Genomic DNA, 22,814 nt, shown 5'->3' with positions numbered 1-22,814 from the left:
CGAGAGGGTGACTAAGCGCTTGCTCAGCATCTTGGCGTGGGGCCACACTGTCAACAGGCCGAGCCGCCCGGCCGTGAACCCTCTGCGAGGATTGGCCCATGACTGACCGAGCAACCGCCGACCTGTGGCCCGGCGAAGGCACTGAGGCCCCCCGGCGGCTGCTGCTGGCGGCCGTGGACTCCTTCGCCCGGCGCGGCTACCACGCCACCACCACCCGGGACATCGCGACCGCGGCGGGGATGAGCCCGGCCGCGCTGTACATCCACTACCCCTCCAAGGCCGCGCTGCTCGCCGAGATCAGCCGCACCGGGCACCAGGCCACCCTGGACCTGGTCGAGCGGGCCGAGGCGTCGAGCACCGATCCGGTCCGGCAGATGCGCGTCCTGGTGGAGGAGTTCACCAGCTGGCACGCGCGCGGCCACACGGTCGGGCGGATCGTCAACCACGAGCTGCACGCGCTGCCGGAGGAGACCTTCGCGGCGGTGGCGGAGCTGCGGATCCGGATCGAGGAAACGGTTCGCCGGATCATCGAGCGCGGGGTGGCCGCGGGCGTCTTCGAGGTGCCCGACCCGCGCACCGCCGCCCGCGCCGTCACCTCGCTGGGCATCGACGTCTCCCGCTGGTACACCGAGCGCAGCAGCGAGCCACCGGAGGAACTGGGCCGCCGCTACGGGGTGCTGGTGCTGCGGATGCTCGGCGCCGGCACGCCGGCCTGACCCGGGCCGGGCCCTCCCGAGCAGTGCCGCCGGAGTACGGTGATCCGATGATGTTCCACGCCGTCGCCGTCGCCCCGGACGTCCAGCTCCGCCCGGTCGCCGAGGACGACTCCCCCGCGCTGCTCCGGGCCTACCTGCGCAACCGCGACCACCTGCGCCGCTGGGACCCGCGGCGGGACGAGGAGTTCTTCACCCCCGCCGGCCAGGCGGCCCGGCTGTTCGAGCAGTTGGAGCAGCGCGAGGCCGGCCGGCAGGCGCCGTACGTGCTGGTCGGCGGCGGCGAGGTGGTCGGCACCGTGACGCTGTCGAACGTGGTGCGCGGGCCGCTGCACAGCGCCAACCTCGGCTACTGGATCGATGCCGGGTACACCGGCCGCGGCCTGGCCAGCGCGGCCGTGACGCTGGTCTGCCGGGCCGCCGACCAGCAGCTCGGGCTGCACCGGCTGGAGGCCGGGGCGGCGACCGACAATCCGGGCTCGCAGCGGGTGCTGCTCAAGAGCGGCTTCCAGGTGATCGGCACCGCGCCGAAGTTCCTGCTGGTCGACGGGGAGTGGCGGGACCACGTGCTGTTCCAGAAGATCCTCAACGACCGCCACCCCGGCTGAGCCCGGAGCCGCCCCGGCGCGCGGCATCTTCCCCCCACCTCGATCCTTAGGTTAGGCTCACCTAAGAAACGAGGAGGACGGATGCCCCACGCCGAGAACCCGCCGACCCGCGTCGCCGACCGCGTCGAGCCCCGCCGCACCGCGCCGACGGCCGCCGAGCGCGCCCGGACGATCCTGCAGTTCGCCTCCTCCGTGGTGGTCGACGTACCGGGCATCGACCTGGTCAACCGGCCCGGCATCCCGCCGCTGGTCAACTGCGCCGGACTGCCCGACGGTGCGGTCGCGGTCCTGGTGGAGGCCTCCTCCCCGCTCCACCGGGTGGTCGCGCTGGCGCGCACCGAGGAGGTCCCCGCAGAGCTGGAGGCGGTGGACGTGGCCCCGGTCGCCGTCCCGCAGCGGATCCGCGCCCGGGCCCACGCGCACGGGCGGCTGACCCTGCTCCCGTCCGAGGGCACCGAGCGGATCGCCCAGCTCTTCCCCCGCCGCCCCGCCGCCGGCCACGCGCTGCTGCGCCTGGAGCTCGACCACCTCGCGGTGGAGGACCTCTGGGGCTCGGACTGCTGCATCGACCTGGACGCCTTCGCCCGCGCCGAGCCCGACCCGGTCGCCGCCGACGAGGCCTCGCTGCTCCAGCACCTGGCGGCCGCCCACCCCGAACAGCTGGCCCTGCTCGGCGCCCGGGCGCTCGACCGCCCCTCCGGCCGGCACGCCTGGCCCGGCCCGATCGGCGCGCTCGACAGCGTCCAGCCGGTCGCCCTCGACCGCTTCGGCCTGCGGGTCCGGCTGATCGGCACCGGCGCCCAGCTGCTGGACGCCCGGTTCGAGTACCACCACCCGGTGAGCTGCCCGGACGAGCTGCCCGAGGCGATGCACCGGCTGTTCGCGGGCCTGCGCCACCCCTGACGCCCGGCCGGCCGCCGGCCGATCCCGCTCGGCCATCCCCGACGCTCCCCGCCGCCCCCGCCGGGCGGCCGCCGGTCAGTCCCGGCCGCCGCCGAGCGGGCCGATCACCGAGAACAGCGCCCCCTCGGGGTCGCACAGCCGGGCCACCCGCCCGTACGGGGAGTCCGAGGGGTCGCCGACCACCTTGCCGCCCAGCTCGACGGCCTGACGCACCGCCGACTCCGTGTCGGCGACCGCGAAGAACACCTCCCAGTGCGGGCCGAGCCCCGGCTCCGACCCGCGCAGCGCGGCCACGCTCCGGCCCTCCACCCGCAGCACCACCCGCTCGTGCTCGTAACGCACCTCGAAGTGCGCCGGGTCGCGGCCGTCCCAGCGGAACACCTCGCCGTAGAACAGCGCCGCCGCGAACGGGTCGGGGGTGCGCAGTTCGAGCCAGGACGGGGTGCCGGGCTGCGCCATCCAGCTCTCGGCCGCCGGCTCGCCCTCCCAGATGCCGAAGGCCGCCCCCGCGGTGTCCGAGGCCAGGATGATCCGCCCGGCGTCGAAGGCCAGCGGACCCACCGCCACCGTGCCGCCGCGCTCGCGGACCCCGTCGGCGGACCGGTCCGCGCTCTCGGTGCCGATGATGGTCGTCCAGGCCACCGGGACGTCCCAGTCACCGCCGAGCGCGCCGATGCCCGCCACCTCGATGCCGTCCACCACGGCCCGCAGGTACGGGCCCCAGCGGTCGGGCCCGGCCTCGAAGGCCCAGCCGAGCAGCGGGCCGTAGAACGCCTGCGCGAGGTCGAGGTCCCTGGCCGTCAGGCTGACGAAGCACGGCGCCCCCGGGACGCAGCGCACCCTGACCGTCTTCTCGCCCATCGGATCACCCATTCGGAGCTACTCCTTCCGGTCGTGCCGACCTCAGCCTAGGGCGTGCCCGACGGTTCGTGCCGGATTGCGCCCGCGGCCCGGCCGATCCGCCCCGGCGAGCCTGCCCGGCGCGGCCGACCCGGCTCGGGTGTGATGGGCGGTCGGAACAACGGGGTAGGGAGCCGGATATGGACACCTCATACGTCATCCTGGGCGCGAGCCTGGCCGGGGCGAAGGCCGCCGAAGCGCTGCGCGCGGAGGGCTACGACGGCCCCCTCGTGCTGATCGGCGACGAGACCGAGCGGCCCTACGAGCGCCCGCCGCTCTCCAAGGGCTACCTGCAGGGCAGCACCGAACGGGAGAAGATCTTCGTCCATCCGGCGGACTGGTACGCCGACAACGGCGTGGACCTGCGGCTGGGCACCGCCGCCACGGCCGTCGACCTCGGGGCCCGCACGGTGACCCTGGCCGACGGCAGCAGCCTCGGCTGGTCGAAACTGCTGCTGGCCACCGGCTCCTCGCCGCGCCGGATCCCGGTGCCCGGCGGCGACCGGGAGGCGGTGCGCCACCTGCGCCGGGTCGGCGACAGCGACCGGCTGCGCGCGGACTTCCGGCCCGGCGCGCGGATCGTGGTGATCGGCGCGGGCTGGATCGGCCTGGAGGCCGCGGCGGCCGCAAGCGTCGCCGGCGCGCAGGTGACCGTGTTGGAGTCCGCGGAGCTGCCGCTGCTGCGGGTGCTCGGCCGCGAGGTCGCCCAGGTCTTCGCCGACCTGCACCGGGCGCACGGCGTGGACCTGCGGTTCGGCGTCCAGGTCGAGGAGATCACCGAGCAGGGCGTCCGGCTGGCCGGCGGCGATCTGGTGCCGGCCGACACCGTCCTGGTCGGCATCGGCATCAGCCCGAACACCGCGCTCGCCGAGGCGGCCGGCCTGGAGGTCGACAACGGCGTGCGCACCGACCAGCACCTGCGCACCTCGCACCCCGACGTGTTCGCCGCCGGCGACGTCGCCAACGCCTTCCACCCGCTCTACGGCAGGCCGATCCGGGTCGAGCACTGGGCCAACGCGCTCAACCAGCCCAAGGTGGCGGCGGTTTCGATGCTCGGCCGGGACGCCGTGTACGACCGGGTCCCGTACTTCTTCACCGACCAGTACGACCTCGGGATGGAGTACACCGGGTACGCCGAGCCGGGCGGCTACGACCGGGTGGTCTTCCGCGGGGACGTCGCCGCCCGGGAGTTCATCGCGTTCTGGCTCGCCGGCGACCGGGTGGTCGCCGGGATGAACGTCAACGTCTGGGACGTCACCGACCCGATCCGCGACCTGGTCCGCTCCGGGCGCCCGGTCGACCCGGCCGAGCTGACCGACGGCGGCGTGCCGCTGGCGGACCTGCTCTGACCCCGCTCCCCCGGTGCCCCCTCCCGGCCGTCGGCGGCATCCCCTAGGGTGCAGGCACTGATCCAGGGAGGGGGCCCGGATGGGCAGCAGACTGATCCCGCCGGCCGGACCGGCCCGGCGGCTGGCCGCCGCCCAGCTGACCAACGCGGTGGGGGACGGCGCGTTCCTGGTCTGCTCCGCGCTCTACTTCAGCCGGGTGGTGGGGCTGAGCGCGCCGCGGATCGGCTTCGGGCTGACCCTCGGCTGGGCCGTGGGTGCGCTGGCCGGGGTGCCGCTCGGCCACCTCGCCGACCGCCGGGGCCCGCGCGGCGTCGCCGCCCTGCTCGCGGTGGCCACCGCCGGCGCCGTCGGGGTGTTCCTCACCGCCCGCTCGTACCCGGTCTTCCTGGCCGCCGCCGTGCTGTACGGCTGCGCGCAGTGCGGCCTGGCGGCGGCCCGGCAGGCACTGCTGGCCGCGCTGGTGCCACCGGCGGAGCGGACCACCGCCCGCGCCCACCTCCAGTCGACGGTCAACGCCGGGCTGGCCGTCGGCGCCGCGCTCGGCGGTGTGGCCCTGCACTTCGACACCCGCGCCGCCTACCTCACCGTGCTGGCCGTGGACGCGCTGAGCTTCCTCGGCTCGGCCGTCCTGCTGCGCCGGCTGCCCGCGGCGCCGCCCGCACCGGCCGCCGCCGGCGCCGGGCCCCGGCTGGCGGTGCTGCGCGACCGGCCGTACGCGCTGGTCGCCCCGGTCAACTCGGTGCTGCTGCTCTACATGCCGCTGCTGTCGCTGATCCTGCCGCTGTGGACGGTGCAGCGCACCGCCGCCCCCGGGTGGACGGCGGCGGCGCTGCTGGTGCTCAACACGGTGAGCGTGGTGCTGTTCCAGGTCCGGGTGGCCGGCCGGGTGGACGGGCTGCGCACCGCCGCCCGCTCCGTGCGGTTCGCCGGCCTGGTGCTGGCCGCCTCCTGCGCCGGGTTCGCGCTGTCCGCCTCCGGTTCGGCGCCGTGGGCGGCGGCCGGGGTGCTGCTGGTGTCGGCCGCGCTCCAGGTGGGCGGCGAGATGCTGCTGGCCGCCGGCTCCTGGGAGATCGGCTTCGGGTTGGCACCGGCCGACCAGCAGGGCCAGTACCAGGGCTTCTTCGGCAGCGGGGTGGCGGTCGCCAGGACGGTCGGACCGCTGCTGCTGACCTGGCTGATCATCGGCTGGGGTGCGCCGGGCTGGCTGGTGCTGGGCGGGGTGTTCGCGCTGGCGGGGGCCGCGATGGGGCCCGCCGTGCGGTGGGCCGAGCGCTCCCGTACCGCCCTGGCCCCCGGCCACCCCGTCGCGGGCACGGCGGCCGGGAGCCGGCTCGGGGAGCCTCACATCAGCGGGTAGTCCGGCACCTTCACCGTCGACTTGAGCTCGTCGTGCGCCTTGGTGAGCAGCTGCATGGCGAGGTCGTTCAGCGCGCGGGCCCCGGCCACCTCCTCGCCGACCCGCAGCTGCGGGGCGTCCGCGTGGTGCCGGGTGCTGTAGCCGTGCGAGCGCACCTCGGTCCCGTCGGCGAGGCGGACCATGGCCACCGCCTTGGTGCGGTCGCCCTCCTCCTGGAACTCCATCTCGATGTGCCATCCGACCAGGGTTCTCATCGCAGCACCTCCTGGGTGTGCCGTCCTGCGTTCACTGCGGCGGCCGGCCGGCCGGGGCCGGGTCGCAGTCCTCCCGGCCGGTGTCGGCGTGCACCGCCTTGGCGGGCCGCTCGGGACCGCCGGGCACCATCCGCTGGGGACGACCGCAGCGGGGGCAGAGCAACGGGGTGTTCGACATGGCATCCGCCCACACGACGGCGGCCGCAGACCGGCCGGGCGCGCGGGGCCTCCTCCACCTCCCAGTGTGCGGCGCGCGGCCCCCCGCGGGCGAGCCGGAAGGGCTCCCGCTGCCCGGCCCGCCGGTGCCAGACTTGGGGGTGAGCAGCGGAGGTCGCCATGGGGATCTACACCGAGCAGGTCGTGCCACGGCTGGTGAACGTCGCCTGCGGGACGAAGGAGTCGGCGCCACTGCGGCGGCGGGTCTGTGCGGGCCTGCGGGGCGAGGTGCTGGAGATCGGCTTCGGATCCGGGCTGAACGTGCCCTTCTACCCGCCCGCCGTGACGCGGGTGGACGCGGTCGAGCCGTCCGACGTGGGGTGGCGGCTGGCGGGCAAGCGGCTCGCGGCGACCCCGGTGCTGGTGCAGCGCGCCGGGCTGGACGGCCAGTGCCTGCCGTTCGCGGACGCCACCTACGACGCCGCGCTCTCCACCTGGACGCTGTGCACCGTGCCGGACGCGGTCGCCGCCCTGCGCGAGGTCCGGCGGGTGCTCAAGCCCGGCGGGGCGCTGCACTTCCTCGAGCACGGCCTGGCCCCGGACGAGGGCGTGCGCCGCTGGCAGCACCGGCTGGACCCGCTGGAGCAGCGGGTGTTCGCCGGCTGTCACCTGACCCGGCCGATCACCGGCCTGCTCACCGAGGCCGGCTTCACCATCACCGAACTCGACGTCTTCTACGAGAAGGGCGCCCCGAAGCCGATGGGCGCCGACTCGCTGGGCATCGCCGTGGCGCCCTGAGGAACGGGAAGGGCGCCCCGGCGGGTGGTCCCGCCGGGGCGCCCCGGCGGGTCAGACCCGGGTGGGGACGGACACCAGCAGCTGCTTCCCGTCCAACGTGCGGACCTCGAAGTGGTCGATCTCGGAGGGCTGCAGGGCCGCGCCCCCGGAGGTCTGCAGCGAGGCGCCGCTGCCGTAACCGGCCGCGGGCACCGACCAGCTGGTGACGGTCTGGCGGTCGCCGGCGCGGGAGACCGCGACCAGGTCGCACTGCTGGGGGCCGGCCACGTCGGACAGCGTCAGGCTGACCTGGCTGCCCCACTTCTTCCCGGTCACCCCGACGGTGGCGGAGACGCCGGTGGCCGGGTCGGTGGCGCTGAACTGCTGCGTGGCCACGACGGCGGGCTTGCTGTCCTGGGCGGTGGCCGCCAGCGTCACGGCGGGCCCGCCGACCACCAGCACGGCCGCGGCCGCGACCAGCACCAGCCGCCGGCGCCGGCTGCGCCGCCGGGTCGCCGAGACCTCGTCCACCAGGCGGGTGAGCAGCTGGTCGCCGGGCTGCTCGAGCACCGGTCCGGCCTCCACCAGTTCGGCCAGCAGCGGCTCCAGGCCGCCGAGTTCGTCGACCTCCGCGGTGCAGCGCGGGCAGCCGGCCAGGTGCGCCTCGAACCGCAGCCGGTCGGCCTGGTCGAGCACGCCGAGGACGTACGCGCCGACGTCGAGGTGCTCGTCCTGATGCGACGTCACGGTGTCACTCCTCGCTCCTCCAGCGCGATCTTCAGCGCGCGCAGGGCGTAGAAGATCCGGGACCGGACTGTGCCTGCCGGGATGCCGAGTTCGGCTGCCGCCTCATTGACCGTACAGCCTTTCAGGTAGGTGGCGACGATGACCTCGCGGTGTGCGTGGCTGAGGTCGTCGAGCGCGTCGGAGATGGTCATCAAGCGCAGCGCCTTTTCGAGTTCGTCCTCGGCGGGCAGCAGTTCGAGCGGTGACGGGTCCACCTCGCGCGGGCGGGCCAGACTGCTGCGGTGACCGTCGATCACGATCCGGCGGGCGACCGTCACCAGCCAGGGCCGGACGGAGCCGTGGTCCACGTCGAGGCGGTGGATGTTGCGCCAGGCCCGGACCAGGGTCTCCTGCACGACGTCCTCCGCCCGCTGCCGATCGCCCGCGACCAGCCGCAGCACGAAGCCGAACAGGGGGCCGGCGTGGTCGCGGTAGAGCGTCCGCATCAGCTCCTCGTCCGGCCCCGGGCCCGTCGGCGGGCCGCCGCCGGAGAGGTGTCCGGCGGCGCGGGGAAGGTCGGTCACGGTGCCATCCTTGCGCACCCGTTGCCTCCAGGTCGAGACGGGTCCGAACGAGCCGGTCCCGGTCGGTCGCTACGGCGGCCGCCTCAAGTCGGCGGCCGCATCTGTCGATATCCCCAGCGGGGTGCGGCGCGGGCGCCCGCGCCGCACCCCGTCCGCCGGTCAGTAGCCGTAGCCGCTGTCGCTCGGGCTCGGGGCGGCCGAGGCGCCCGCCTTGGCGCCGGTGGGGGCGGCCGCGAACCAGGTGCCGCCGACGCCCTGGCCCTTGGTGTCGCCGGGCTTGGTGTCGGGCGCGTAGCGGTAGAGCGGCCAGCCGTTCAGGGTGAGCTGCTTGCTGCCGTCGGCCCGGGTGACGGTGCCGACCAGCTTGCTGTCCACGCCCTTGAGCTGCGGGTTGTCGGTGGCGGGGGCGGGCGGCCAGGTGGTCGCGCAGCCGCCGTTGCAGTTCGACATCGGGGGCTTGGCGGTGTCCTTGTCGAAGCGGTACAGGGTGTAGCCGTTGCCGTCCGTGACGATGGTGCCGAGCGTGGCGGAGCTGGCCGTCTGCAGTGCGGCCTTGCCGTCGCCCCCGGTGGCCGGCGACTGCGCGGCGCCCCCCGACTGCGTTCCCGACTGCGTCCCGGCCTGGCCGCCGGCCTGCGCCCCGGAGGAGGCGGCCGGGGCGGCCGAACCCGCCGGGTCGGTGTCGGAGTCACAGGCGGTGACGAGCACCAGCGCGGCGACGGAGGCGGCGGCGAAAGCGGCGGCACGGCTGAACTTGGGCATGGCAAATCCCCCACATGGCATGTGTCGGTTGATTGTTCGGGTGGCTCCGGTGGCCCCCGGGGGCGCCGTCCGGCACCCGCTCATCCAGGGATACGAGCGTTCGGGTGGGTCTGTTCAACGCGTCGGAAAGATTTTTTCGGAATATCCCGGGGAGGCTGTCGGTTGACGCCACCGAGTCACTACCGAAGGGCAGGGAGAAACCGATGGGCACGGTCGAACTGACCAAGGACAACTTCGACGAGCTGGTCCAAGGGGCCGAGGGCAAGGAGTTCGTCCTCATCGACTTCTGGGCGGGCTGGTGCGGCCCCTGCCGGATGTTCGCGCCGGTGTACGAGCGCGCCGCGGAGCGCCACGCGGACCTGACCTTCGCGAAGGTGGACACCGAGGCGCAGCAGGAGCTGGCGGCTGCCTTCGACATCCAGTCGATCCCGACCCTGGCCATCATCCGCGAGGGCGTGCTGGTGTTCGCGCAGGCGGGCGCGCTCCCGGAGCCGGCCCTCGAGGACCTGATCGCGCAGGCGCGCAAGCTCGACATGGCCGAGGTGCACGCCAACGTGGCGGAGCAGAAGGCGCAGGCCCAGGCGCAGGGCTGAGCGCACCCCTGAGCGGTGGGGGCCGGGACGAGCCGGCCCCCACCGGCATGTCCGGGCCCGGGCGGCCGGCCGTCCGCGCGGTCAGCGGGCGCGCGCCGCCAGGCCGTCCAGCAGCAGCCGCAGGGCCAGCTCGAAGCCGCGCTCGTCGAGCCCGGGGCCGCGTTCGTCGGAGGCCTCCAGCGCCCCGGCGAGCGCGGGGTGGTGCGGGCGGTAGGCGGCGCTGTCGCGGGTGAAGCCCGCGCTGAAGGTCTCCAGGGCCGAGCCGAGGACCAGGTAGTCCAGGGCGGCGGCGGCCTCCGCCGCGTCGGCGGGGTCGAGCCCGGCCCGGCCGAGCGCGGCCAGCAGGGCGTCGTAGGTGAGCAGCTGGCGGCCGGCCTCGACCCGGCGGCGGGCGAGCAGCGCGATGGTGTTGGGGTGGCGCAGGAAGACGGCGCGGTAGCCGCGGGCGTACGCGGCCAGGCCCTCCCGCCAGTCGGCGCGGGCGAGCGGGGTGAGGTCGATCTCCTCGTTGACCAGTTCCGCGAGGGCGTCCAGCAGCTCGTCGCGGCCCGCCAGGTGGTTGTAGAGCGAGGCGGCCTTCACCCCGAGGCGGTCGGCCAGGGCCCGCATGGTGAGGCCCTCGGCGCCGCCGGCGTCGATCAGTTCCAGCGCGGCCCTGGCGATGATCTCCCTGCTCAGCAGCGCCCTGCTCGGTCGCCCCACGCTCCCCCGCCTTCCGGTCCGGCGCCGACGGGTGCCGGCGACGCGGTCACGTTACATCCTGGTGTCGACCCCTTCCCTCCCCGGCGTGCAGCGGCTACCGTCCCCGACTAACAAAGTTAGTTTTCGTCGACGGCAAGGTGGCCCGGACATGACCGAGAACCCCCCGGGGGCGCCCGCCCCCTCCCCCGCGGCCGACAGCGACCAGCTGGCGGCCCTCGGTTACCGGCAGGAACTGCGGCGCAGCCTGGGCGTGCTCGGCAACATCTCCATGGGCTTCGCCGTGGTCTCCCCGGTGGTGGGCCTGTACGCGGTGGCGCAGGTCGGCCTGGGCGTGTTCGGCGGGGCCTGGGTGTGGGCGCTGCCGATCTGCCTTCTCGGGCAGCTGCTGGTGGTCTGCGTCTACTCCGAGCTGGCCTCGCAGTGGCCGCTCGCCGGCGGCGCCTACCAGTGGAGCCGGCGGCTGGCCCCGCCGTCCTTCGCCTGGATGACCGGCTGGATGTGGCAGTTCGCGGTGATGTTCGCCAACACCACCGTCGCGTACCTCGCCGCGCCCTGGTTCTTCGCGCTGTTCGGCGCCACCGCGACCCCGGCCCGGCTGGTGCTGGCGGCCGCCGCGTTCCTGCTGGCCTGCACCCTGGTCAACGCCTACGGCATCACCCTGCTGCGCCGGTTCGTCTCGCTCGGCATCGCCGCCGAGGCGATCGCCTCGGTGCTGGTGGGGCTGGCCCTGCTGCTGTTCTACCGGCAGCACGGGATCGGCGTGCTGACCGACACCCTGGACGCGCCCGCCACCACCGGCACCGGCGGCCTGATGTCCTTCCTCGCCGTGGTCGCGGTCGGCGGCTGGGCCTTCATCGGCTTCGACGCCTGCGTCTCCACCGCCGAGGAGACCAAGGACGCCGCCCGCCAGGTGCCGCGCGCCATGCGGTGGGCGCTGCTCAGCGTCGGCGCCGTGGTGATCCTGAACGCCGTCGCGGTGGTGCTGGCCCACCCGGACCCGGCCGCCGTGGTCGCGGGCACCGACCTCGACCCGGTGACCACCGCCGTCACCACCGGCTTCGGCGACTGGTCCGCCAAGCCGTTCGTGGTGGTCGTGCTGGTCAGCTTCACCGCCTGCCTGATGGCCTCGCAGGGCGGCGCCGCCCGCGGCCTCTACTCGCTCGCCCGGGACGGCGTCTTCCCGTTCGCCTCCCGGGTCCGCCGGGTCAACCGGCACAAGGCCCCGATCGGCGGCCTGGTCGCCGCCACCGTGATCAGCGCCGCCGCGCTCCCGCTGGGCCTGGAGTCCACCGCGATCGGCAGCCTGATCACCTTCGGCACCGCCGCCACCTTCCTGCCGTTCTTCCTGCTCAGCCTGGCCGCCCTGGTCGCCCGCCTGCGCGGCACCTGGCGCCCGGCCGGCGCCGTCTCGTACGGGCGCTGGGGCACCCCGCTGAACGTGCTCGCCGTACTGTGGACCGGCCTGGAGGTGCTCAACATCTGCTGGCCGCGCACCATCCTGGCCCCGCCCGGCGCCCCCTGGTACCAGGTCTGGGCCGCCCTGCTCGGCACCGGCGTCGTCACCCTGCTCGGCACCGGCTACCTGCTGGTGCGCCGACCGCAGCGCCTGATGCGCGACCCCGTCCCGGAGCGCGCGGACAGCGACGAGCTCGCCCCGGCCGTGCTCTGAGGCACCCTCACCCGGCACGGACCCCGGCCCCCTGGGCGACACACCGGGGGACCGGGACTGGCCGGGGCGGCGCCGGGCGACGGAGGATGGGGCCCGTGCCGTGTCCGACGTCGAGGGAGAAGCATGTCCGAACAGGCCGATGAGTACGACGTGGTGGTGCTCGGCGGCGGGCCGACCGGCGAGAACCTCGCCGACCGGACGGCCGCCGCGGGGCTGCGCACGGTGCTGGTGGAGAGCGAGTTGGTCGGGGGCGAGTGCTCGTACTGGGCCTGCATGCCGAGCAAGGCGCTGCTGCGCCCCGGCGCCGCGCTCGCGGCCGCCCGAGCGCTGCCCGGGGTGCCCGCCGAGGGCCCGCTGGACCCGGCCGCGGTGCTGGCCCGGCGGGACTCCTTCACCTCGCACTGGAAGGACGACGGGCAGGTCGCGTGGCTGCGCGGCGCCGGCATCGAGCTGGTGCGCGGCCAGGGCCGGCTGGCCGGCGAGCGCACGGTCCGGGTCGGCGACCGGGTCCTGACCGCGCGCCACGCGGTCGCGGTCTGCACCGGCAGCCGCGCCGTCCTGCCCGACGTGCCGGGGCTGGCCGCGGCCCGGCCGTGGACCAGCCGCGAGGCCACCAGCGCCGAGCACGCACCGGGCCGGCTCGCCGTGGTCGGCGGCGGCGTGGTGGCGGTGGAGATGGCCACCGCCTGGCGCTCGCTCGGCTCCGAGGTGGTGCTGCTGGTCCGCGGGGGGACGCTGCTGGACCGGATGGAACCGTTCGCCGGCTCCCTGGTGGCGGACGGGCTGCGTGCGGCCGGCGTCGACGTCCGGCTGAACACCGAGGTCGCCGAGGTGCGTCGGGACGGCGAAGGGCCGGTGGAACTGCTGCTCGCCGGCGGGGGTTCGATCACCGCCGACGAGGTGCTGTACGCCACCGGACGCGCCCCGCGGACCGAGGACGTCGGTCTGGAGACGGTCGGCCTGGAGCCCGGCGGCTGGCTCGCCGTGGACGAGAGCTGCCGGGTCACCGACGTGCCGGGGGGCTGGCTGTACGCCGCCGGCGACGTCAACCACCGCGCCCTGCTGACCCACCAGGGCAAGTACCAGGCGCGGATCAGCGGGAACGCGATCGTCGCCCGGGCGCGCGGCGAGCGGACCGACACCGGCCGCTGGGGCGCGCACGCCGCCACCGCCGATCCGGCCGGACCGCCGCAGGTGGTGTTCACCGAGCCGGAGGCCGCCTCGGTCGGCCTGACCATCGCCGAGGCGCGGCAGCGCGGGCTGAACGTGCGCGCCGTCGACCACGACCTCGGCCAGGTGGCCGGCGCCTCGCTGTACGCCGACGGGTACACCGGCCGGGCCCGGGTGGTGTTCGACCAGGACCGGTCCGTGGTGGTCGGCGCCACCTTCGTCGGCCCCGGGGTCGCCGAGCTGCTGCACTCGGCGACCGTGGCCGTGGTCGGCGAGGTGCCGATCGGCCGGCTGTGGCACGCCGTGCCGTCCTACCCGACCATCAGCGAGGTCTGGCTGCGGCTGCTGGAGGGCTGCCGGGACGACCGGTAGCCGGCCGCCGCGGCAGCCGGGCCCACCGGGTGGCTGCCGCGGCGGGCCCGTCAGCCGAGCGCGATCGCCGCGTCCATCTCCCACTGGAGCACCTCGGCGCCCTCGGGACCGGCGGTCACCCGCTGGCCCTCGGCGCCGGTGATCCGCGCCGCGTCGCCCTCGTGCAGCAGCCCCGCGCCCTCGACGGAGACCTCACCGCGCGCCACGTACAGGTGGACGAACGGCGCGGTCGCCAGCTCCAGGGTCTCCCCCGGCCGGACCCGGGCCACGTGCAGCGCGGCATGCTTCTGCCGGATGCCGATCGCCCGCTGTGCGGAGTGCTTGCCCATCCCGGACGCCAGCGTGGTCCAACCTCCCCGGCCCAGCTGGTCGTTGATGTCCAGCTGCTCGTAGCCCGGCACGGTGCCGGCGGCGTCCGGGACGGTCCACATCTGGACGAAGCGCACCGGGTCCCGGTGCTCGGGCCGGCCGTCGATGGTCCAGGAGTCGTTCTTCTCGCTGTGCAGGATGCCGGTGCCGGCGCTCATCCGCTGGGCCAGGCCCGGGTAGACGATGCCGTTGTGCCCCTCGGAGTCCTGGTGCACCAGGGCGCCGTCCAGCACCCAGGTGATGATCTCCATGTCGCGGTGCGGGTGGGTGTCGAAGCCGGTGCCGGGCGCCACCACGTCGTCGTTGGAGACCAGCAGCAGCCCGAAGTGGGTGTTGGCCGGGTCCCAGTGGTTGGAGAACGAGAAGGAGTGGTGGGAGTCCAGCCACCCCGTGCGGGTGTGGAAGCGCTCGTCGGCGCGGCGCAGGTCGATCGTGGCAGCCATGGTCGGCTCCTCCTCCGGTTCGGTCACTCTTGTTGAATCCTAAACCAACCTCGGGTGCCGATCCATTCCCGCCGGTCATCGCGCACCCGCCCGGCGCGAGCGGCGCCCGGGGCGGCGCGACCCGCGGGCCCCGGCGGGCTCGCCGCCCGCGCCGCCCGGCGGGGTGCGGTCGACCGCGCACCACACCACTCCGCCGCCCCGGGTGGTGTGCCCGAACCGGTCCGCGAGCGCGAGCAGCGGCAGCACGGCCGCCAGCCGCTCCGAGTCCCGGGGCACCGGCAGCGACAGCAGGTAACCGGTCGGCCCGGCGCGCAGCCGCACCCGCGCGCCGGACGCCGCCGCGAGCCGCCGCGCCAGCCCGCGGGCCCGCCGGGCCGCGGCGAGCCGCCTCCTCACACCGGCCCGCTCGGGTCGGGCCCGCCCGCCGGGCCGACCTGCCCGGGATCCGCCGTCCACTCCACGCCGCCACCCGGCGGCCGCAGGTAGAGCCGCCCGCCCTGGACGTCCATCAGCACCCCGATCCGGTCGGACCGGTGGTCACGGACCAACTCGCCCGGCTTCGGCCCGGGCCGCACCGGCCGCTCGTCGTCGCCCGCCGCCATCATCCAACTCCTCCGCGTAGTCGTTCCGCTACAGAGCATGACGGCAGGGCGCTAGCATCGGAACGACTTCAACTCGACAGACCGCACTGTTGAATCGGAGGAAGGCGTGAACATCCGGGAAGTCGACCCGTCCACCTCCCCGCTGGCCGCCTTCGGGGTCCAGCTGCGCAGGTTCCGCACCGCCCGGCGGCTGACCCAGGACCAGCTCGGGCGCAGCGTCAACTACAGCGGCGCGTACGTGTCCTGCATCGAACGGGCGGACCGCGTCCCGTCCGCCCGGTTCGCGACCCGCGCGGACGCCGCGCTGGGGACCGGCGGCACGCTCGCACTGATGTGGTGGCACCTCGGGCACGAGTCGCTGATCGACGGCTTCCCGGAGTTCGCCGAGGTGGAGGCGGTGGCGGCGGAACTCCGGCTGTTCGAACTGGGCATCATGCCAGGCCTGTTCCAGACCGCCGCCTACGCCGGCGCGGACCTCGCGGGCTCGGTGGCCCGCGGTGCGATCAGCGTGGAACAGGCCGAGGAACGACTCGCTTTCCGGCTGGGCCGGCAGCGACTGTTGGAGCGCCGACCGGCACCCCTGGTGCACGTCGTCCTCGACGAGAGCTGCCTGCGACGGATGATCGGCGGACCAGCGGTCATGGCCGGCCAGCTCAGGCGACTGGAGGAGTTGGCGGCCCGCCCCCACGTGGTCCTCCAGGTCGCACCCTTCACGCTGGGCGAGCGCCGCCCGTTCACCGGAGCCGTCACGCTGCTCGGACTCGCCGACGGCTCGTCACTCGGCTACACGGAGACTCTGCGGCGAGGCTATCTGGAACGGGACCGCGACACCGTGTCCGCATGGGCTTCGGACTACGATCGGCTCCAGGTCGAGGCGCTCTCCCGGGCGGACTCCCTGGACGTGATCCGCGCCGCACGGAAGGAACTGTGCAACGTGACCGAGGCAGTCGAAGTGACCGGCAGCTGGCTCAAGTCGAGCTACAGCAGCGGCGGTGGGCAGTGCATCGAGATCTCCCCCGGCCACCCGGATGTCGTGCCCGTGCGGGATTCCAAGGACCCGCACGGGCCGGTGCTCCGGGTGGACACCCGGGCCTGGGCCGCATTCGTCACGGCCACCGCCGAGGGCGAGTTCGGGTCAGCCTGAGCCGCCGTCAGCGCAACCCGCATCCGCAACGGAAGGAACTGTGCAACATGACCAAGAACCTTGGATCCAACCCCGGCATCTGGCTCAAGTCGAGCTACAGCAACGGCGGTGGCCAGTGCATCGAGATCTCCCCCGGCCACCCCGGCGTCGTGCCCGTGCGGGATTCCAAGGACCCGCACGGGCCGGTGCTCCAGGTGGACGCCCGGGCCTGGGCCGCATTCGTCGCAGCGACCGCCGAGGGCGAGTTCGGCCCGGCCTGAGCTGCCGTCAGCGCAACTCGCCCTCCAGCAGGCCCATCAGGATGTGGTCGTGCCAGCGGCCGTCCCGGCGGAACACCTGCCGCAGGCGGCCCTCCTCGACGAAGCCGAGCTTGCGGTAGAGGTGCCGGGCGGGCTCGTTCTCGGCGACCACGGTGAGCTGGATCCGGTGCAGCCGCATCTGCTCGAAGCCGTACCGGCACATGGTGCGCATCGCGTCGGTGCCGTAGCCGCCGCCCCAGTACTCCTTCTCGCCCAGGTAGATGTCGATCTCGGCGCCACCGGTCTCCGGCTCGGCGCCGTGCAGCCGGACCAGCCCGATCAGCCGCCCGTCGGCCTGGGCCTCGACGCCGTACAGGACATCCCCGTAGGCATTCGGCTCGCGGGTCTCGACGGCCTTGACCACGGTCGCCAGGGTCTGGCGGTAGCCGTCCTGCATCCACCGCATCACCTCCGGATCGCTGTTCCAGCGCCAGAGCGCCTCGGCGTCCGCAGGCTCCATCGGGCGCAGTCGGATCAGCTCTCCGGGTATCACGGTCATCTCCTGCGGGGTTGCGGGCCGGTTGCGGCGGACCCCGGATTCCTAGCAGCCGCCGCACCCCGCGCTCAACCGGTTTCGGTCGCCCGCTACCCGTCGGAGCTGCGGGAATCCCGTTCGGCCGCCTCCGCGATCCGCTTGATCGCCGCCAGTCGGCGGTCCCAGTCCGCGGCCAGGCCGGCCATCCACCGGGCCGTGGCGTCCAGGGCCGCGGGCCGTACCGCGTACCGCATCTCGCGGCCGACCCGGCCGCCGGTGACCAGCCCGGCGGCGTCCAGCACGGCGAGGTGCTTGACCACCGCCTGGCGGGTGACGGGCAGGTGTTCGGCGAGCGCCGTCGCGGTGGACCCGCCCTGTTCGGCGAGCAGGTCGAGCAGCCGGCGCCGGGTCGGGTCGGCCAGGGCGGCGAGGACGCCGTCGACCGCCGGACCGGCGCCGGGGTGTGCCTCGCTCACGCGGCCGGCTGCTCGACGCGCTTCTTGAAGGCGTCGAGCACCTGGGGCCAGCCGCCGGTGTTGTCCTCGACGGCCTTGTCGCGCACCTCCTCGGTCCCGGCCAGCGCGGCGAACCCGCTCTCGACCACGCGCAGCCTGGTCCCGCCGCCCTCCGGGGCGAGGGTGAACTCGACCAGGGTGCTGTTGTCCTCGCGCAGCTCCTGGCCGGGGAAGGCACTGACCCAGCGGTAGGCCAGGTAGGTGGGCGGGTCGACCTTCTCCACCCGCACCGGGAACCGGCCGTACTCGGGGTGCTCCACCACCGTCGTACCGCCCTCCTCGGCCACCGTGCCGGCCACCGCCGCCGGGTCGGCCACCCAGAACCCGGGCTCGGCCACCAGCGCCCAGACCCGCTCCGGGGACGCTTCGATCAGGGTCTCGCGTTCGATCCGGTCCGTGCTCATGAGGTTGCTCCTCCGTCGTGGCGGACATCGAGTGCAACTCCACAGTTGCACATCACCCAGCGAGGAGCAACCGAACGGTTGCACGTGGCGGCGGTCAGGCCAGGGGGCCGACCCAGATCTCGGAGATCGCGCTGATGTAGCGGGCGCCGCAGGCGTCCGCGGGGACGACCAGCTGGGGGCCGGCCTCGTCGAGCGGGGCCCCGTCGATGCTGGTGGCCAGCAGGATCTGCTGGTTGCCGAAGTCCGGGTCGATCTCGGCCCAGGAGAGCACCGCCCGGTGGCCGTCCGCGCCGGTGACGGTGACCAGGAAGCGCAGGCGCTGCTTGCGGCCGGTGAAGTCGATCCGCGGGCGCGCGGCGCGCAGCACGTCCCAGAGCTTGGGACCTTCGAAGCCGTGCCGCTGGACGCCGCTACCCAGGCAGTCGAAGCTCACCTCGACCCGGTGCGGGGGCAGCTCGCGCAGCTCGGCGACGGTCAGCCGGACCGGCTCGTCCAGACTGCCGTGCAGGTGCACGGTGGCCGGTCGGTGGAGTGCTCCGGCGGGCGATCTCATGGGGCCTTCCCTCCCGGGCCGCACCGCGCGGGCGGCCCGGGAGGGGTGGTACCCGCGCCGAACCGCAGATACCCCACATGTAGGCACATCTTCACCGGTGGATGCCATGAAGAAGACCGGTTCGGCCTTGCATCCGCGACCCCTCGGCCCCGGTGGTGCCCCGATTCAAGCAGGAGCGCAACTGGCCGGACGACTGGGGTCGGACACCAGGTCGGGGGTGGCGTCCTGGGTGATCGAACAAGAGGTCACCACGGCCCCTGGCCTTGCATTTACGATGCCTGTGCGCACCTGCCCCTCGCTTTCGCGAAGGGACCGTGGGACGGGTCCGGCGCGGAGCACAAGGAGCGAGACATGATCGTCGGAGACCTGCTGGAGCTGGACAGCCTGCACATCGGCGTCACCTGGGCCACCCCGGAACTCCTCGGCCGCCAGGTCACCGGAGTGACCTCGACCGACCTTCAGGACCCCGCCCGCTACCTCCAGCCCGGCGAGCTGGTGCTGACCGGCCTGGTCTGGTGGCGCCCCGGCGACGCCGACGCCGCGGTCCGCTTCGCCACCTCGCTGCGCAGCGCCGAGGTGGCCGCCCTGCTCGCCGGCGAGGGCACCCACGGCACGGTGCCCGAGGCCCTGGTCGCCGCCTGCCGCACGCACGGCATACCGCTGCTGTCGGTGCCCTCCGGCACGAGTTTCCGGGCCGTCACCGACCGGATCTACCTGCGCCTGTGGGGCGACCTCCAGGCCAGGTCGCAGGGGGTGGCCGCGGTGCCGGAGGCGGTCCGGCGGGAGGTGGTCGGGCTGATGCACTCCAACGCGCCGCTGACCGAACTGCTGGCGCACGCGGTGGCCCGGCTCGGTCTGCCCGACTGCTCGGTGCTGACCGGCGGCGGCCGGGTGCTGGCCGCCTCCGCCGAGGGCGGCGGCACCCGGGGCGCGGTCCCGGTCGGGCCGCCCGGCGACTCCCCGTTCGACGGGTGGGTGCTCCAGCCGCACACCGAGCCCACCCCGGCGGCGGCCACCGTGCTGCACGGACTGGCCGAGCTGCTGGCACCGCTCGCCACCCGGGCCCGGGCCACCGCCGCCGCGCAGCGGCAGACCGCCGCCCGGATCCTCGACCTGCTCGACCAGGGAGGCCCCGGCCTGGCCGACACCCTGCTGGCCTGCGGCCTTCCGGAGCGGCAGCCGCTGACCCCGGTCACCGTCCGGATCGAGGGCGGCTCGACGGTCTGGGCGGCGGCCGCGCTGGCCGACGCGCTGCACCGGCTGGACGTCCCGTTCGCGGCGGCGCCCTGCACCGGGGGCGGCACGGCCGCGGCGGGCGGGGCCGGCGGCGCGATCGGCGCACCCGCGGCGGTCGGCCTGGTGGCCGCGCCCGCCGCGCAGGTGACCGCGGCACTGCGGGCCGCCTGGCCGGGCATGCAGTCCCGGCTGACGGCCCGCCGGCTGCTGCGGGCCGGGGTGGGGCCGAGCGTCCGACCGGAGGCGGGGGCGCTGCGCGGCGCACTGGTCCAGGCCGGGTACGCGCTGGACTCCCGGGTCGGCGGGGCGGTCGGCAGCAGCGCCGAACTCGGCTCGCTGGCAGCCCTGTTGCGGGGCATCCCGGCCGAGGTGACGGCCGCCTTCCACACCCGACTGCTGGCCCCGCTGGCCGAGCACGACCGGCAGAACGGCGTCTCGCTGCTCGGCACCCTCGGCACCTTCCTGGACCACGACGGCTCGTGGTCGCGCACCGCCGAGGCCCTGCACATCCACGTCAACACCGTGCACTACCGGATCCGCCGGATCGAGGAGCTCACCGGGCGCAGCCTGGCCCGACTGGAGGACCGGCTGGACCTGCGGGCGGCGCTGCTGTGCGCCCCGCCGCAGCCGGCGGCGACGCGGTGAGGCAGTGAGCCGGTGAGGGCGGTGACGCGGTGAGGCGCGGGCGCGCGGCCCGGGGGCCCGGGGGCCCGTCAGGCCGGCTCCTCCAGGCCGGTGAGCAGCCCCGCGATGTCCAGGCCGACGGCCAGGTACTGCTCGAACACCGTGTTGTTGAGGGCCCAGGGCGAACGGTGACGCCGGATCAGCCCGAGCGCGGTCGGGTGGTCGTGGCCGAGCAGGCGCAGGGTCTCGGCGACCACCAGCCCGGAGCGGTTGTAGCCGGAGTGGCAGCGCACCAGCACCGCCCGGCCGTCCCGCAGGGCGCGTTCGGCGAGTGCGGCCAGCGCGCGGACCCGGGCGAGTTCGGCGGAGCTCAGCGGTGCGTCCGGCACCTCGGCGACGTGGTGCTCGACGCCGGGGGCGGGGCCGTGGCCCGGGCGGCCGAACAGGCTGAGCACCAGGTCGAACTCGTCGTCCACCACGACGGGTTGCATCTCCCCCGCCGGGTCGACCCAGTAGTGGCCGCCCATCCACAGGCCGGGCCGGATCTCGCTCCACGGGGCCCGGGGCGGTTCGATCTCGTGGTCGCGCTGCCGTGTCCTCATCCGTCACTCCCGCCCATCTGTTCGACCGCTCGATCAACGGCCGTGGCCCGCACGGGGTTCCGGCGGCAGCAGCAGCAGGGCGCGGTCGGTCAGCCCTCGGCGCGCCGCAGGTGGTCGCTGACCACGCCGAGGCTGTCGGCGACGGCGGCCTGCTGCTCGGGGGTGAGGATGTCGATCAGCGCCTCGCGGACGGCGGCGACGTGGCCCGGCGCGGCGGTGCGCAGCGTCTCCCAGCCCTGGTCGGTGATCTCGGCGAACACCCCGCGGACATCGCTGGCGCAGGAGCGGCGGGTCACCAGCCCGGCCTTCTCCAGCTGGGTCACCTGGTAGGTGAGGCCGCTCTTGGAGGTGACCAGCCGGTCGGCCAGGTCGGTCATCCGGAGCGCGCCGTCGGGGGCCGCGGAGAGCTGGACCAGGATCTCGTACTGGGTGTGGGAGAGCCCCGCGTCGTCCTTGAGCTGGCGCTCCACATGGCGGGCGACCAGGTTGGTGGCCGCGACGAACCCGCGCCAGGCGGCCATCTCGCGCTCGTTCAGCCATCGGGGTTGGTCCATGGGTGCATGGTACCCCGGTTGTTCAAATTCGAACTCGGGTGTACCTTCGGTGGCAAGACGGTTCAAATTTGAACCAACTGGCCCGAGCGGCCGCCCGGCCCCACCCGAAGTCGAGGAGCCCCGGACATGAGCACCGCCACCCCCGGGCGCATGCCCGCGCTCTACCTCTCGCACGGCGCCCCGCCGCTCGCCGACGACGCGCTCTGGCCCGGCCAGCTCGCCGCCTGGTCGGCCGAGCTGCCCCGGCCGCGCGCCGTCCTGATGGTCTCCGCCCACTGGGAGGAGGCGCCGCTCGCGATCGGCGCCACCACCACCGTCCCGCTGGTGTACGACTTCTGGGGCTTCCCCGAGCGCTACTACCAGGTCGGGTACGCCTCCCCCGGCGCCCCCGAACTGGCCGACAGCGTCCGCAAGCTGCTGCGCACCGCCGGCACCCCCGTGCAGGACATCCCGGACCGGGGCCTGGACCACGGCGCGTACGTGCCGCTGGTCGAGATGTTCCCGGAGGCCGACGTCCCGGTGCTGCAGATCTCGCTGCCGACCCTGGACCCGCAGCGACTGCTGGAGATCGGCCGCCGGCTGGCCCCGCTGCGCGACGAGGGCGTGCTGATCGTCGGCAGCGGGTTCTTCACCCACAACCTGCGCGCGCTCAGCACCACCGGGGAGGTCTCCTCGGTGATGGCGGAGTTCGACGACTGGGGACGGCGGGCGCTCGCCGCCCAGGACCTGGACGCGCTGCTCGACTTCGAGCGCAAGGCCCCCGCCGGTCGGCTCGCCCACCCGCGGACCGAGCACTTCGCCCCGCTGTTCGTCACCCTGGGCGCCGGCGAGGCCGACCTCGCCGGGCAGCGGAGCGTGATCGACGGGTTCTGGATGGGCCTGGCCAAGCGCTCGATCCAGCTCGGCTGAGCTCCGCACCCCGCGGCCCTACCGGGTGGGGGCCGGGGCGGCGGCAGCGGCGGACGGGCGGGTCTCGCGGAACAGCAGGCCGGCGGCGAGCAGCAGGGCGGCGGCGGTCGCGGCGTGGATGCCGAAGGCGACGGCGGGGCTGCCGCCGTGGGTGAGCACGATGGCGGCGTCGGTCGCCGGGGTGAGGGCGGCGGCGAGCAGGGTCCAGCCGAGCGGGCGGCGCAGGCCGAGGGCGAGCGGGATCAGGACGACCAGGCCGGAGACGATGTCGCGGATGCCCTTGACGTCGAGGTAGGCGAGCGCGTCGCCGGTCGGGGCGGGGATGCCGAAGCCGGTGGCGCCGGCCTCGGGGGCGATCAGGAAGCGGACGCCGACGGCGATGATGCCCAGCCCGCCGACCAGGGTGATGCCGGTGGCGAGGCCGGTGGCGAAACGGTTGGTGCGCATGGTGGTTCCCTCCCTCTCCGGCGCCGCCGATCTAGCGGCGCTA

The 22,814-nt window shown here is 74.8% G+C and carries 30 protein-coding genes; 13 read left to right on the top strand and 17 right to left on the bottom strand.

Translation table 11 applies throughout. The features are described from left to right. Nucleotides 1-98 precede the first annotated feature (98 nt). The 3 genes from ABT014_RS14525 to ABT014_RS14515 all read left to right on the top strand — a co-directional run bounded on the left by ABT014_RS14525 (nt 99) and on the right by ABT014_RS14515 (nt 2,224). Nucleotides 99-716: a TetR/AcrR family transcriptional regulator gene (locus ABT014_RS14525; protein WP_350639063.1), complete on the top strand. Its 618-nt coding sequence runs from the start codon at nt 99-101 to the stop codon at nt 714-716. 47 nt (nt 717-763) lie between these two features. Continuing rightward, on the top strand, nt 764-1,321 hold the full coding sequence (locus ABT014_RS14520; protein WP_350639062.1) for a GNAT family N-acetyltransferase: 558 nt from the start codon (nt 764-766) through the stop codon (nt 1,319-1,321). Nucleotides 1,322-1,402: 81 nt separating this feature from the next. Then, complete coding sequence (locus ABT014_RS14515) at nt 1,403-2,224, top strand: hypothetical protein (RefSeq protein WP_350639061.1); 822 nt, start codon at nt 1,403-1,405, stop codon at nt 2,222-2,224. A 75-nt stretch (nt 2,225-2,299) separates the two neighbouring features. Here the strand turns inward: ABT014_RS14515 and ABT014_RS14510 are convergent, their stop codons facing one another. Beyond that, nucleotides 2,300-3,097 carry a VOC family protein gene (locus ABT014_RS14510; protein WP_350639060.1) on the bottom strand — a complete coding sequence of 266 codons (798 nt, stop codon included), beginning with the start codon at nt 3,095-3,097 and terminating at the stop codon, nt 2,300-2,302. Nucleotides 3,098-3,264: 167 nt separating this feature from the next. Between ABT014_RS14510 and ABT014_RS14505 the strand changes: the two genes are divergently transcribed. Both ABT014_RS14505 and ABT014_RS14500 read left to right on the top strand, forming a co-directional pair. After that, nucleotides 3,265-4,473, top strand: coding sequence for an NAD(P)/FAD-dependent oxidoreductase (locus tag ABT014_RS14505; RefSeq protein ID WP_350639059.1), 1,209 nt, complete (start codon nt 3,265-3,267; stop codon nt 4,471-4,473). A gap of 79 nt (nt 4,474-4,552) precedes the next feature. Further along, complete coding sequence (locus ABT014_RS14500; RefSeq protein WP_350639058.1) at nt 4,553-5,830, top strand: MFS transporter; 1,278 nt, start codon at nt 4,553-4,555, stop codon at nt 5,828-5,830. Here the strand turns inward: ABT014_RS14500 and ABT014_RS14495 are convergent. Further along, nucleotides 5,815-6,084 (bottom strand): DUF1876 domain-containing protein, encoded by a 270-nt coding sequence (locus tag ABT014_RS14495; RefSeq protein ID WP_350639057.1) that lies wholly within the window; start codon nt 6,082-6,084, stop codon nt 5,815-5,817. The genes ABT014_RS14500 and ABT014_RS14495 overlap by 16 nt on opposite strands. Nucleotides 6,085-6,115: 31 nt before the next feature. Continuing rightward, the gene (locus tag ABT014_RS14490) at nt 6,116-6,262 is read right to left on the bottom strand and encodes a hypothetical protein (RefSeq protein WP_350639056.1); all 147 of its coding nucleotides are present in this window, start codon (nt 6,260-6,262) and stop codon (nt 6,116-6,118) included. A 158-nt stretch (nt 6,263-6,420) separates the two neighbouring features. Between ABT014_RS14490 and ABT014_RS14485 the strand changes: the two genes are divergently transcribed. Next, nucleotides 6,421-7,038: a class I SAM-dependent methyltransferase gene (locus ABT014_RS14485; RefSeq protein ID WP_350639055.1), complete on the top strand. Its 618-nt coding sequence runs from the start codon at nt 6,421-6,423 to the stop codon at nt 7,036-7,038. Between the two features lie 51 nt (nt 7,039-7,089). On the opposite strand, the gene ABT014_RS14480 is transcribed toward ABT014_RS14485, so the two are convergent. The 3 genes from ABT014_RS14480 to ABT014_RS14470 all read right to left on the bottom strand — a co-directional run bounded on the left by ABT014_RS14480 (nt 7,090) and on the right by ABT014_RS14470 (nt 9,089). Beyond that, entirely contained in the window at nt 7,090-7,764 is a 675-nt protein-coding gene (locus tag ABT014_RS14480; RefSeq protein ID WP_350639054.1) for a zf-HC2 domain-containing protein, read from the bottom strand. After that, nucleotides 7,761-8,345 (bottom strand): sigma-70 family RNA polymerase sigma factor, encoded by a 585-nt coding sequence (locus ABT014_RS14475; protein ID WP_502894971.1) that lies wholly within the window; start codon nt 8,343-8,345, stop codon nt 7,761-7,763. The genes ABT014_RS14480 and ABT014_RS14475 overlap by 4 nt, the downstream gene beginning before the upstream one ends. Nucleotides 8,346-8,486: 141 nt before the next feature. Next, nucleotides 8,487-9,089 (bottom strand): hypothetical protein, encoded by a 603-nt coding sequence (locus ABT014_RS14470; protein WP_350639052.1) that lies wholly within the window; start codon nt 9,087-9,089, stop codon nt 8,487-8,489. Nucleotides 9,090-9,292: 203 nt separating this feature from the next. Between ABT014_RS14470 and trxA the strand changes: the two genes are divergently transcribed. Further along, nucleotides 9,293-9,682 carry a thioredoxin gene (gene trxA, locus ABT014_RS14465; protein ID WP_350639051.1) on the top strand — a complete coding sequence of 130 codons (390 nt, stop codon included), beginning with the start codon at nt 9,293-9,295 and terminating at the stop codon, nt 9,680-9,682. A gap of 81 nt (nt 9,683-9,763) precedes the next feature. Here the strand turns inward: trxA and ABT014_RS14460 are convergent, their stop codons facing one another. Continuing rightward, nucleotides 9,764-10,384, bottom strand: a complete 621-nt coding sequence (locus tag ABT014_RS14460; RefSeq protein WP_350639050.1) for a TetR/AcrR family transcriptional regulator C-terminal domain-containing protein — start codon at nt 10,382-10,384, stop codon at nt 9,764-9,766. A 148-nt stretch (nt 10,385-10,532) separates the two neighbouring features. Between ABT014_RS14460 and ABT014_RS14455 the strand changes: the two genes are divergently transcribed. Then, nucleotides 10,533-12,053: an APC family permease gene (locus tag ABT014_RS14455; RefSeq protein WP_350639049.1), complete on the top strand. Its 1,521-nt coding sequence runs from the start codon at nt 10,533-10,535 to the stop codon at nt 12,051-12,053. A gap of 123 nt (nt 12,054-12,176) precedes the next feature. Next, complete coding sequence (locus ABT014_RS14450) at nt 12,177-13,595, top strand: dihydrolipoyl dehydrogenase family protein (protein ID WP_350639048.1); 1,419 nt, start codon at nt 12,177-12,179, stop codon at nt 13,593-13,595. A 50-nt stretch (nt 13,596-13,645) separates the two neighbouring features. Here ABT014_RS14450 and ABT014_RS14445 read toward each other — a convergent pair whose 3' ends face one another. The 3 genes from ABT014_RS14445 to ABT014_RS14435 form a co-directional block, all read right to left on the bottom strand. Then, complete coding sequence (locus ABT014_RS14445) at nt 13,646-14,407, bottom strand: pirin family protein (protein ID WP_350639047.1); 762 nt, start codon at nt 14,405-14,407, stop codon at nt 13,646-13,648. 75 nt (nt 14,408-14,482) lie between these two features. Further along, nucleotides 14,483-14,803, bottom strand: a complete 321-nt coding sequence (locus ABT014_RS14440; protein ID WP_350639046.1) for a hypothetical protein — start codon at nt 14,801-14,803, stop codon at nt 14,483-14,485. Continuing rightward, nucleotides 14,800-15,009, bottom strand: a complete 210-nt coding sequence (locus ABT014_RS14435) for a hypothetical protein (protein ID WP_350639045.1) — start codon at nt 15,007-15,009, stop codon at nt 14,800-14,802. The genes ABT014_RS14440 and ABT014_RS14435 overlap by 4 nt, the downstream gene beginning before the upstream one ends. A 106-nt stretch (nt 15,010-15,115) precedes the next feature. On the opposite strand from ABT014_RS14435, the gene ABT014_RS14430 reads away from it, so the two are divergent. Together ABT014_RS14430 and ABT014_RS14425 are read left to right on the top strand one after the other, a co-directional pair. After that, entirely contained in the window at nt 15,116-16,153 is a 1,038-nt protein-coding gene (locus tag ABT014_RS14430) for a helix-turn-helix domain-containing protein (RefSeq protein WP_350639044.1), read from the top strand. A 47-nt stretch (nt 16,154-16,200) separates the two neighbouring features. Then, nucleotides 16,201-16,413 carry a DUF397 domain-containing protein gene (locus tag ABT014_RS14425; RefSeq protein WP_350639043.1) on the top strand — a complete coding sequence of 71 codons (213 nt, stop codon included), beginning with the start codon at nt 16,201-16,203 and terminating at the stop codon, nt 16,411-16,413. Nucleotides 16,414-16,420: 7 nt separating this feature from the next. Here the strand turns inward: ABT014_RS14425 and ABT014_RS14420 are convergent, their stop codons facing one another. The 4 genes from ABT014_RS14420 to ABT014_RS14405 all read right to left on the bottom strand — a co-directional run bounded on the left by ABT014_RS14420 (nt 16,421) and on the right by ABT014_RS14405 (nt 18,399). Further along, nucleotides 16,421-16,951: a GNAT family N-acetyltransferase gene (locus ABT014_RS14420; protein ID WP_350639042.1), complete on the bottom strand. Its 531-nt coding sequence runs from the start codon at nt 16,949-16,951 to the stop codon at nt 16,421-16,423. Nucleotides 16,952-17,037: 86 nt separating this feature from the next. After that, nucleotides 17,038-17,403, bottom strand: a complete 366-nt coding sequence (locus tag ABT014_RS14415; protein WP_350639041.1) for an ArsR/SmtB family transcription factor — start codon at nt 17,401-17,403, stop codon at nt 17,038-17,040. Next, on the bottom strand, nt 17,400-17,846 hold the full coding sequence (locus ABT014_RS14410; RefSeq protein WP_350639040.1) for an SRPBCC domain-containing protein: 447 nt from the start codon (nt 17,844-17,846) through the stop codon (nt 17,400-17,402). Before ABT014_RS14410 ends, ABT014_RS14415 begins: the two co-directional genes overlap by 4 nt. Nucleotides 17,847-17,940: 94 nt before the next feature. Then, nucleotides 17,941-18,399, bottom strand: coding sequence for a molybdopterin-dependent oxidoreductase (locus ABT014_RS14405; protein WP_350639039.1), 459 nt, complete (start codon nt 18,397-18,399; stop codon nt 17,941-17,943). Nucleotides 18,400-18,750: 351 nt separating this feature from the next. On the opposite strand from ABT014_RS14405, the gene ABT014_RS14400 reads away from it, so the two are divergent. Next, complete coding sequence (locus tag ABT014_RS14400; RefSeq protein WP_350639038.1) at nt 18,751-20,280, top strand: PucR family transcriptional regulator; 1,530 nt, start codon at nt 18,751-18,753, stop codon at nt 20,278-20,280. Nucleotides 20,281-20,348: 68 nt separating this feature from the next. Here ABT014_RS14400 and ABT014_RS14395 read toward each other — a convergent pair whose 3' ends face one another. Next, the gene (locus tag ABT014_RS14395; protein WP_350639037.1) at nt 20,349-20,861 is read right to left on the bottom strand and encodes a protein phosphatase; all 513 of its coding nucleotides are present in this window, start codon (nt 20,859-20,861) and stop codon (nt 20,349-20,351) included. 89 nt (nt 20,862-20,950) lie between these two features. Then, on the bottom strand, nt 20,951-21,415 hold the full coding sequence (locus ABT014_RS14390) for a MarR family winged helix-turn-helix transcriptional regulator (RefSeq protein ID WP_350639036.1): 465 nt from the start codon (nt 21,413-21,415) through the stop codon (nt 20,951-20,953). Between the two features lie 126 nt (nt 21,416-21,541). Between ABT014_RS14390 and ABT014_RS14385 the strand changes: the two genes are divergently transcribed. Then, complete coding sequence (locus ABT014_RS14385; protein WP_350639035.1) at nt 21,542-22,324, top strand: dioxygenase family protein; 783 nt, start codon at nt 21,542-21,544, stop codon at nt 22,322-22,324. A gap of 18 nt (nt 22,325-22,342) precedes the next feature. Here the strand turns inward: ABT014_RS14385 and ABT014_RS14380 are convergent, their stop codons facing one another. Beyond that, the gene (locus ABT014_RS14380) at nt 22,343-22,771 is read right to left on the bottom strand and encodes a DUF4267 domain-containing protein (protein WP_350639034.1); all 429 of its coding nucleotides are present in this window, start codon (nt 22,769-22,771) and stop codon (nt 22,343-22,345) included. Nucleotides 22,772-22,814 lie beyond the last annotated feature (43 nt).

The sequence above is a fragment of the Kitasatospora sp. NPDC094015 genome (assembly GCF_040304075.1).
GTDB lineage: Bacteria > Actinomycetota > Actinomycetes > Streptomycetales > Streptomycetaceae > Kitasatospora.
The sequence above is the reverse complement of the archived record's forward strand: the minus strand, read 5'-3'. Positions and strand labels throughout refer to the sequence as shown.

Coding starts and splice junctions, on each gene's coding strand:
- ABT014_RS14400 (WP_350639038.1), top strand. CDS start 18,751: ATGATCGTCGGAGACCTGCTGGAGCTGGACAGCCTGCACATCGGCGTC.
- ABT014_RS14405 (WP_350639039.1), bottom strand. CDS start 18,399: ATGAGATCGCCCGCCGGAGCACTCCACCGACCGGCCACCGTGCACCTG.
- ABT014_RS14490 (WP_350639056.1), bottom strand. CDS start 6,262: ATGTCGAACACCCCGTTGCTCTGCCCCCGCTGCGGTCGTCCCCAGCGG.
- ABT014_RS14380 (WP_350639034.1), bottom strand. CDS start 22,771: ATGCGCACCAACCGTTTCGCCACCGGCCTCGCCACCGGCATCACCCTG.
- ABT014_RS14425 (WP_350639043.1), top strand. CDS start 16,201: ATGACCAAGAACCTTGGATCCAACCCCGGCATCTGGCTCAAGTCGAGC.
- ABT014_RS14495 (WP_350639057.1), bottom strand. CDS start 6,084: ATGAGAACCCTGGTCGGATGGCACATCGAGATGGAGTTCCAGGAGGAG.
- ABT014_RS14420 (WP_350639042.1), bottom strand. CDS start 16,951: ATGACCGTGATACCCGGAGAGCTGATCCGACTGCGCCCGATGGAGCCT.
- trxA (WP_350639051.1), top strand. CDS start 9,293: ATGGGCACGGTCGAACTGACCAAGGACAACTTCGACGAGCTGGTCCAA.
- ABT014_RS14505 (WP_350639059.1), top strand. CDS start 3,265: ATGGACACCTCATACGTCATCCTGGGCGCGAGCCTGGCCGGGGCGAAG.
- ABT014_RS14500 (WP_350639058.1), top strand. CDS start 4,553: ATGGGCAGCAGACTGATCCCGCCGGCCGGACCGGCCCGGCGGCTGGCC.
- ABT014_RS14410 (WP_350639040.1), bottom strand. CDS start 17,846: ATGAGCACGGACCGGATCGAACGCGAGACCCTGATCGAAGCGTCCCCG.
- ABT014_RS14510 (WP_350639060.1), bottom strand. CDS start 3,097: ATGGGTGATCCGATGGGCGAGAAGACGGTCAGGGTGCGCTGCGTCCCG.
- ABT014_RS14450 (WP_350639048.1), top strand. CDS start 12,177: ATGTCCGAACAGGCCGATGAGTACGACGTGGTGGTGCTCGGCGGCGGG.
- ABT014_RS14525 (WP_350639063.1), top strand. CDS start 99: ATGACTGACCGAGCAACCGCCGACCTGTGGCCCGGCGAAGGCACTGAG.
- ABT014_RS14485 (WP_350639055.1), top strand. CDS start 6,421: ATGGGGATCTACACCGAGCAGGTCGTGCCACGGCTGGTGAACGTCGCC.
- ABT014_RS14455 (WP_350639049.1), top strand. CDS start 10,533: ATGACCGAGAACCCCCCGGGGGCGCCCGCCCCCTCCCCCGCGGCCGAC.
- ABT014_RS14435 (WP_350639045.1), bottom strand. CDS start 15,009: ATGGCGGCGGGCGACGACGAGCGGCCGGTGCGGCCCGGGCCGAAGCCG.
- ABT014_RS14520 (WP_350639062.1), top strand. CDS start 764: ATGATGTTCCACGCCGTCGCCGTCGCCCCGGACGTCCAGCTCCGCCCG.
- ABT014_RS14385 (WP_350639035.1), top strand. CDS start 21,542: ATGAGCACCGCCACCCCCGGGCGCATGCCCGCGCTCTACCTCTCGCAC.
- ABT014_RS14470 (WP_350639052.1), bottom strand. CDS start 9,089: ATGCCCAAGTTCAGCCGTGCCGCCGCTTTCGCCGCCGCCTCCGTCGCC.
- ABT014_RS14395 (WP_350639037.1), bottom strand. CDS start 20,861: ATGAGGACACGGCAGCGCGACCACGAGATCGAACCGCCCCGGGCCCCG.
- ABT014_RS14445 (WP_350639047.1), bottom strand. CDS start 14,407: ATGGCTGCCACGATCGACCTGCGCCGCGCCGACGAGCGCTTCCACACC.
- ABT014_RS14515 (WP_350639061.1), top strand. CDS start 1,403: ATGCCCCACGCCGAGAACCCGCCGACCCGCGTCGCCGACCGCGTCGAG.
- ABT014_RS14390 (WP_350639036.1), bottom strand. CDS start 21,415: ATGGACCAACCCCGATGGCTGAACGAGCGCGAGATGGCCGCCTGGCGC.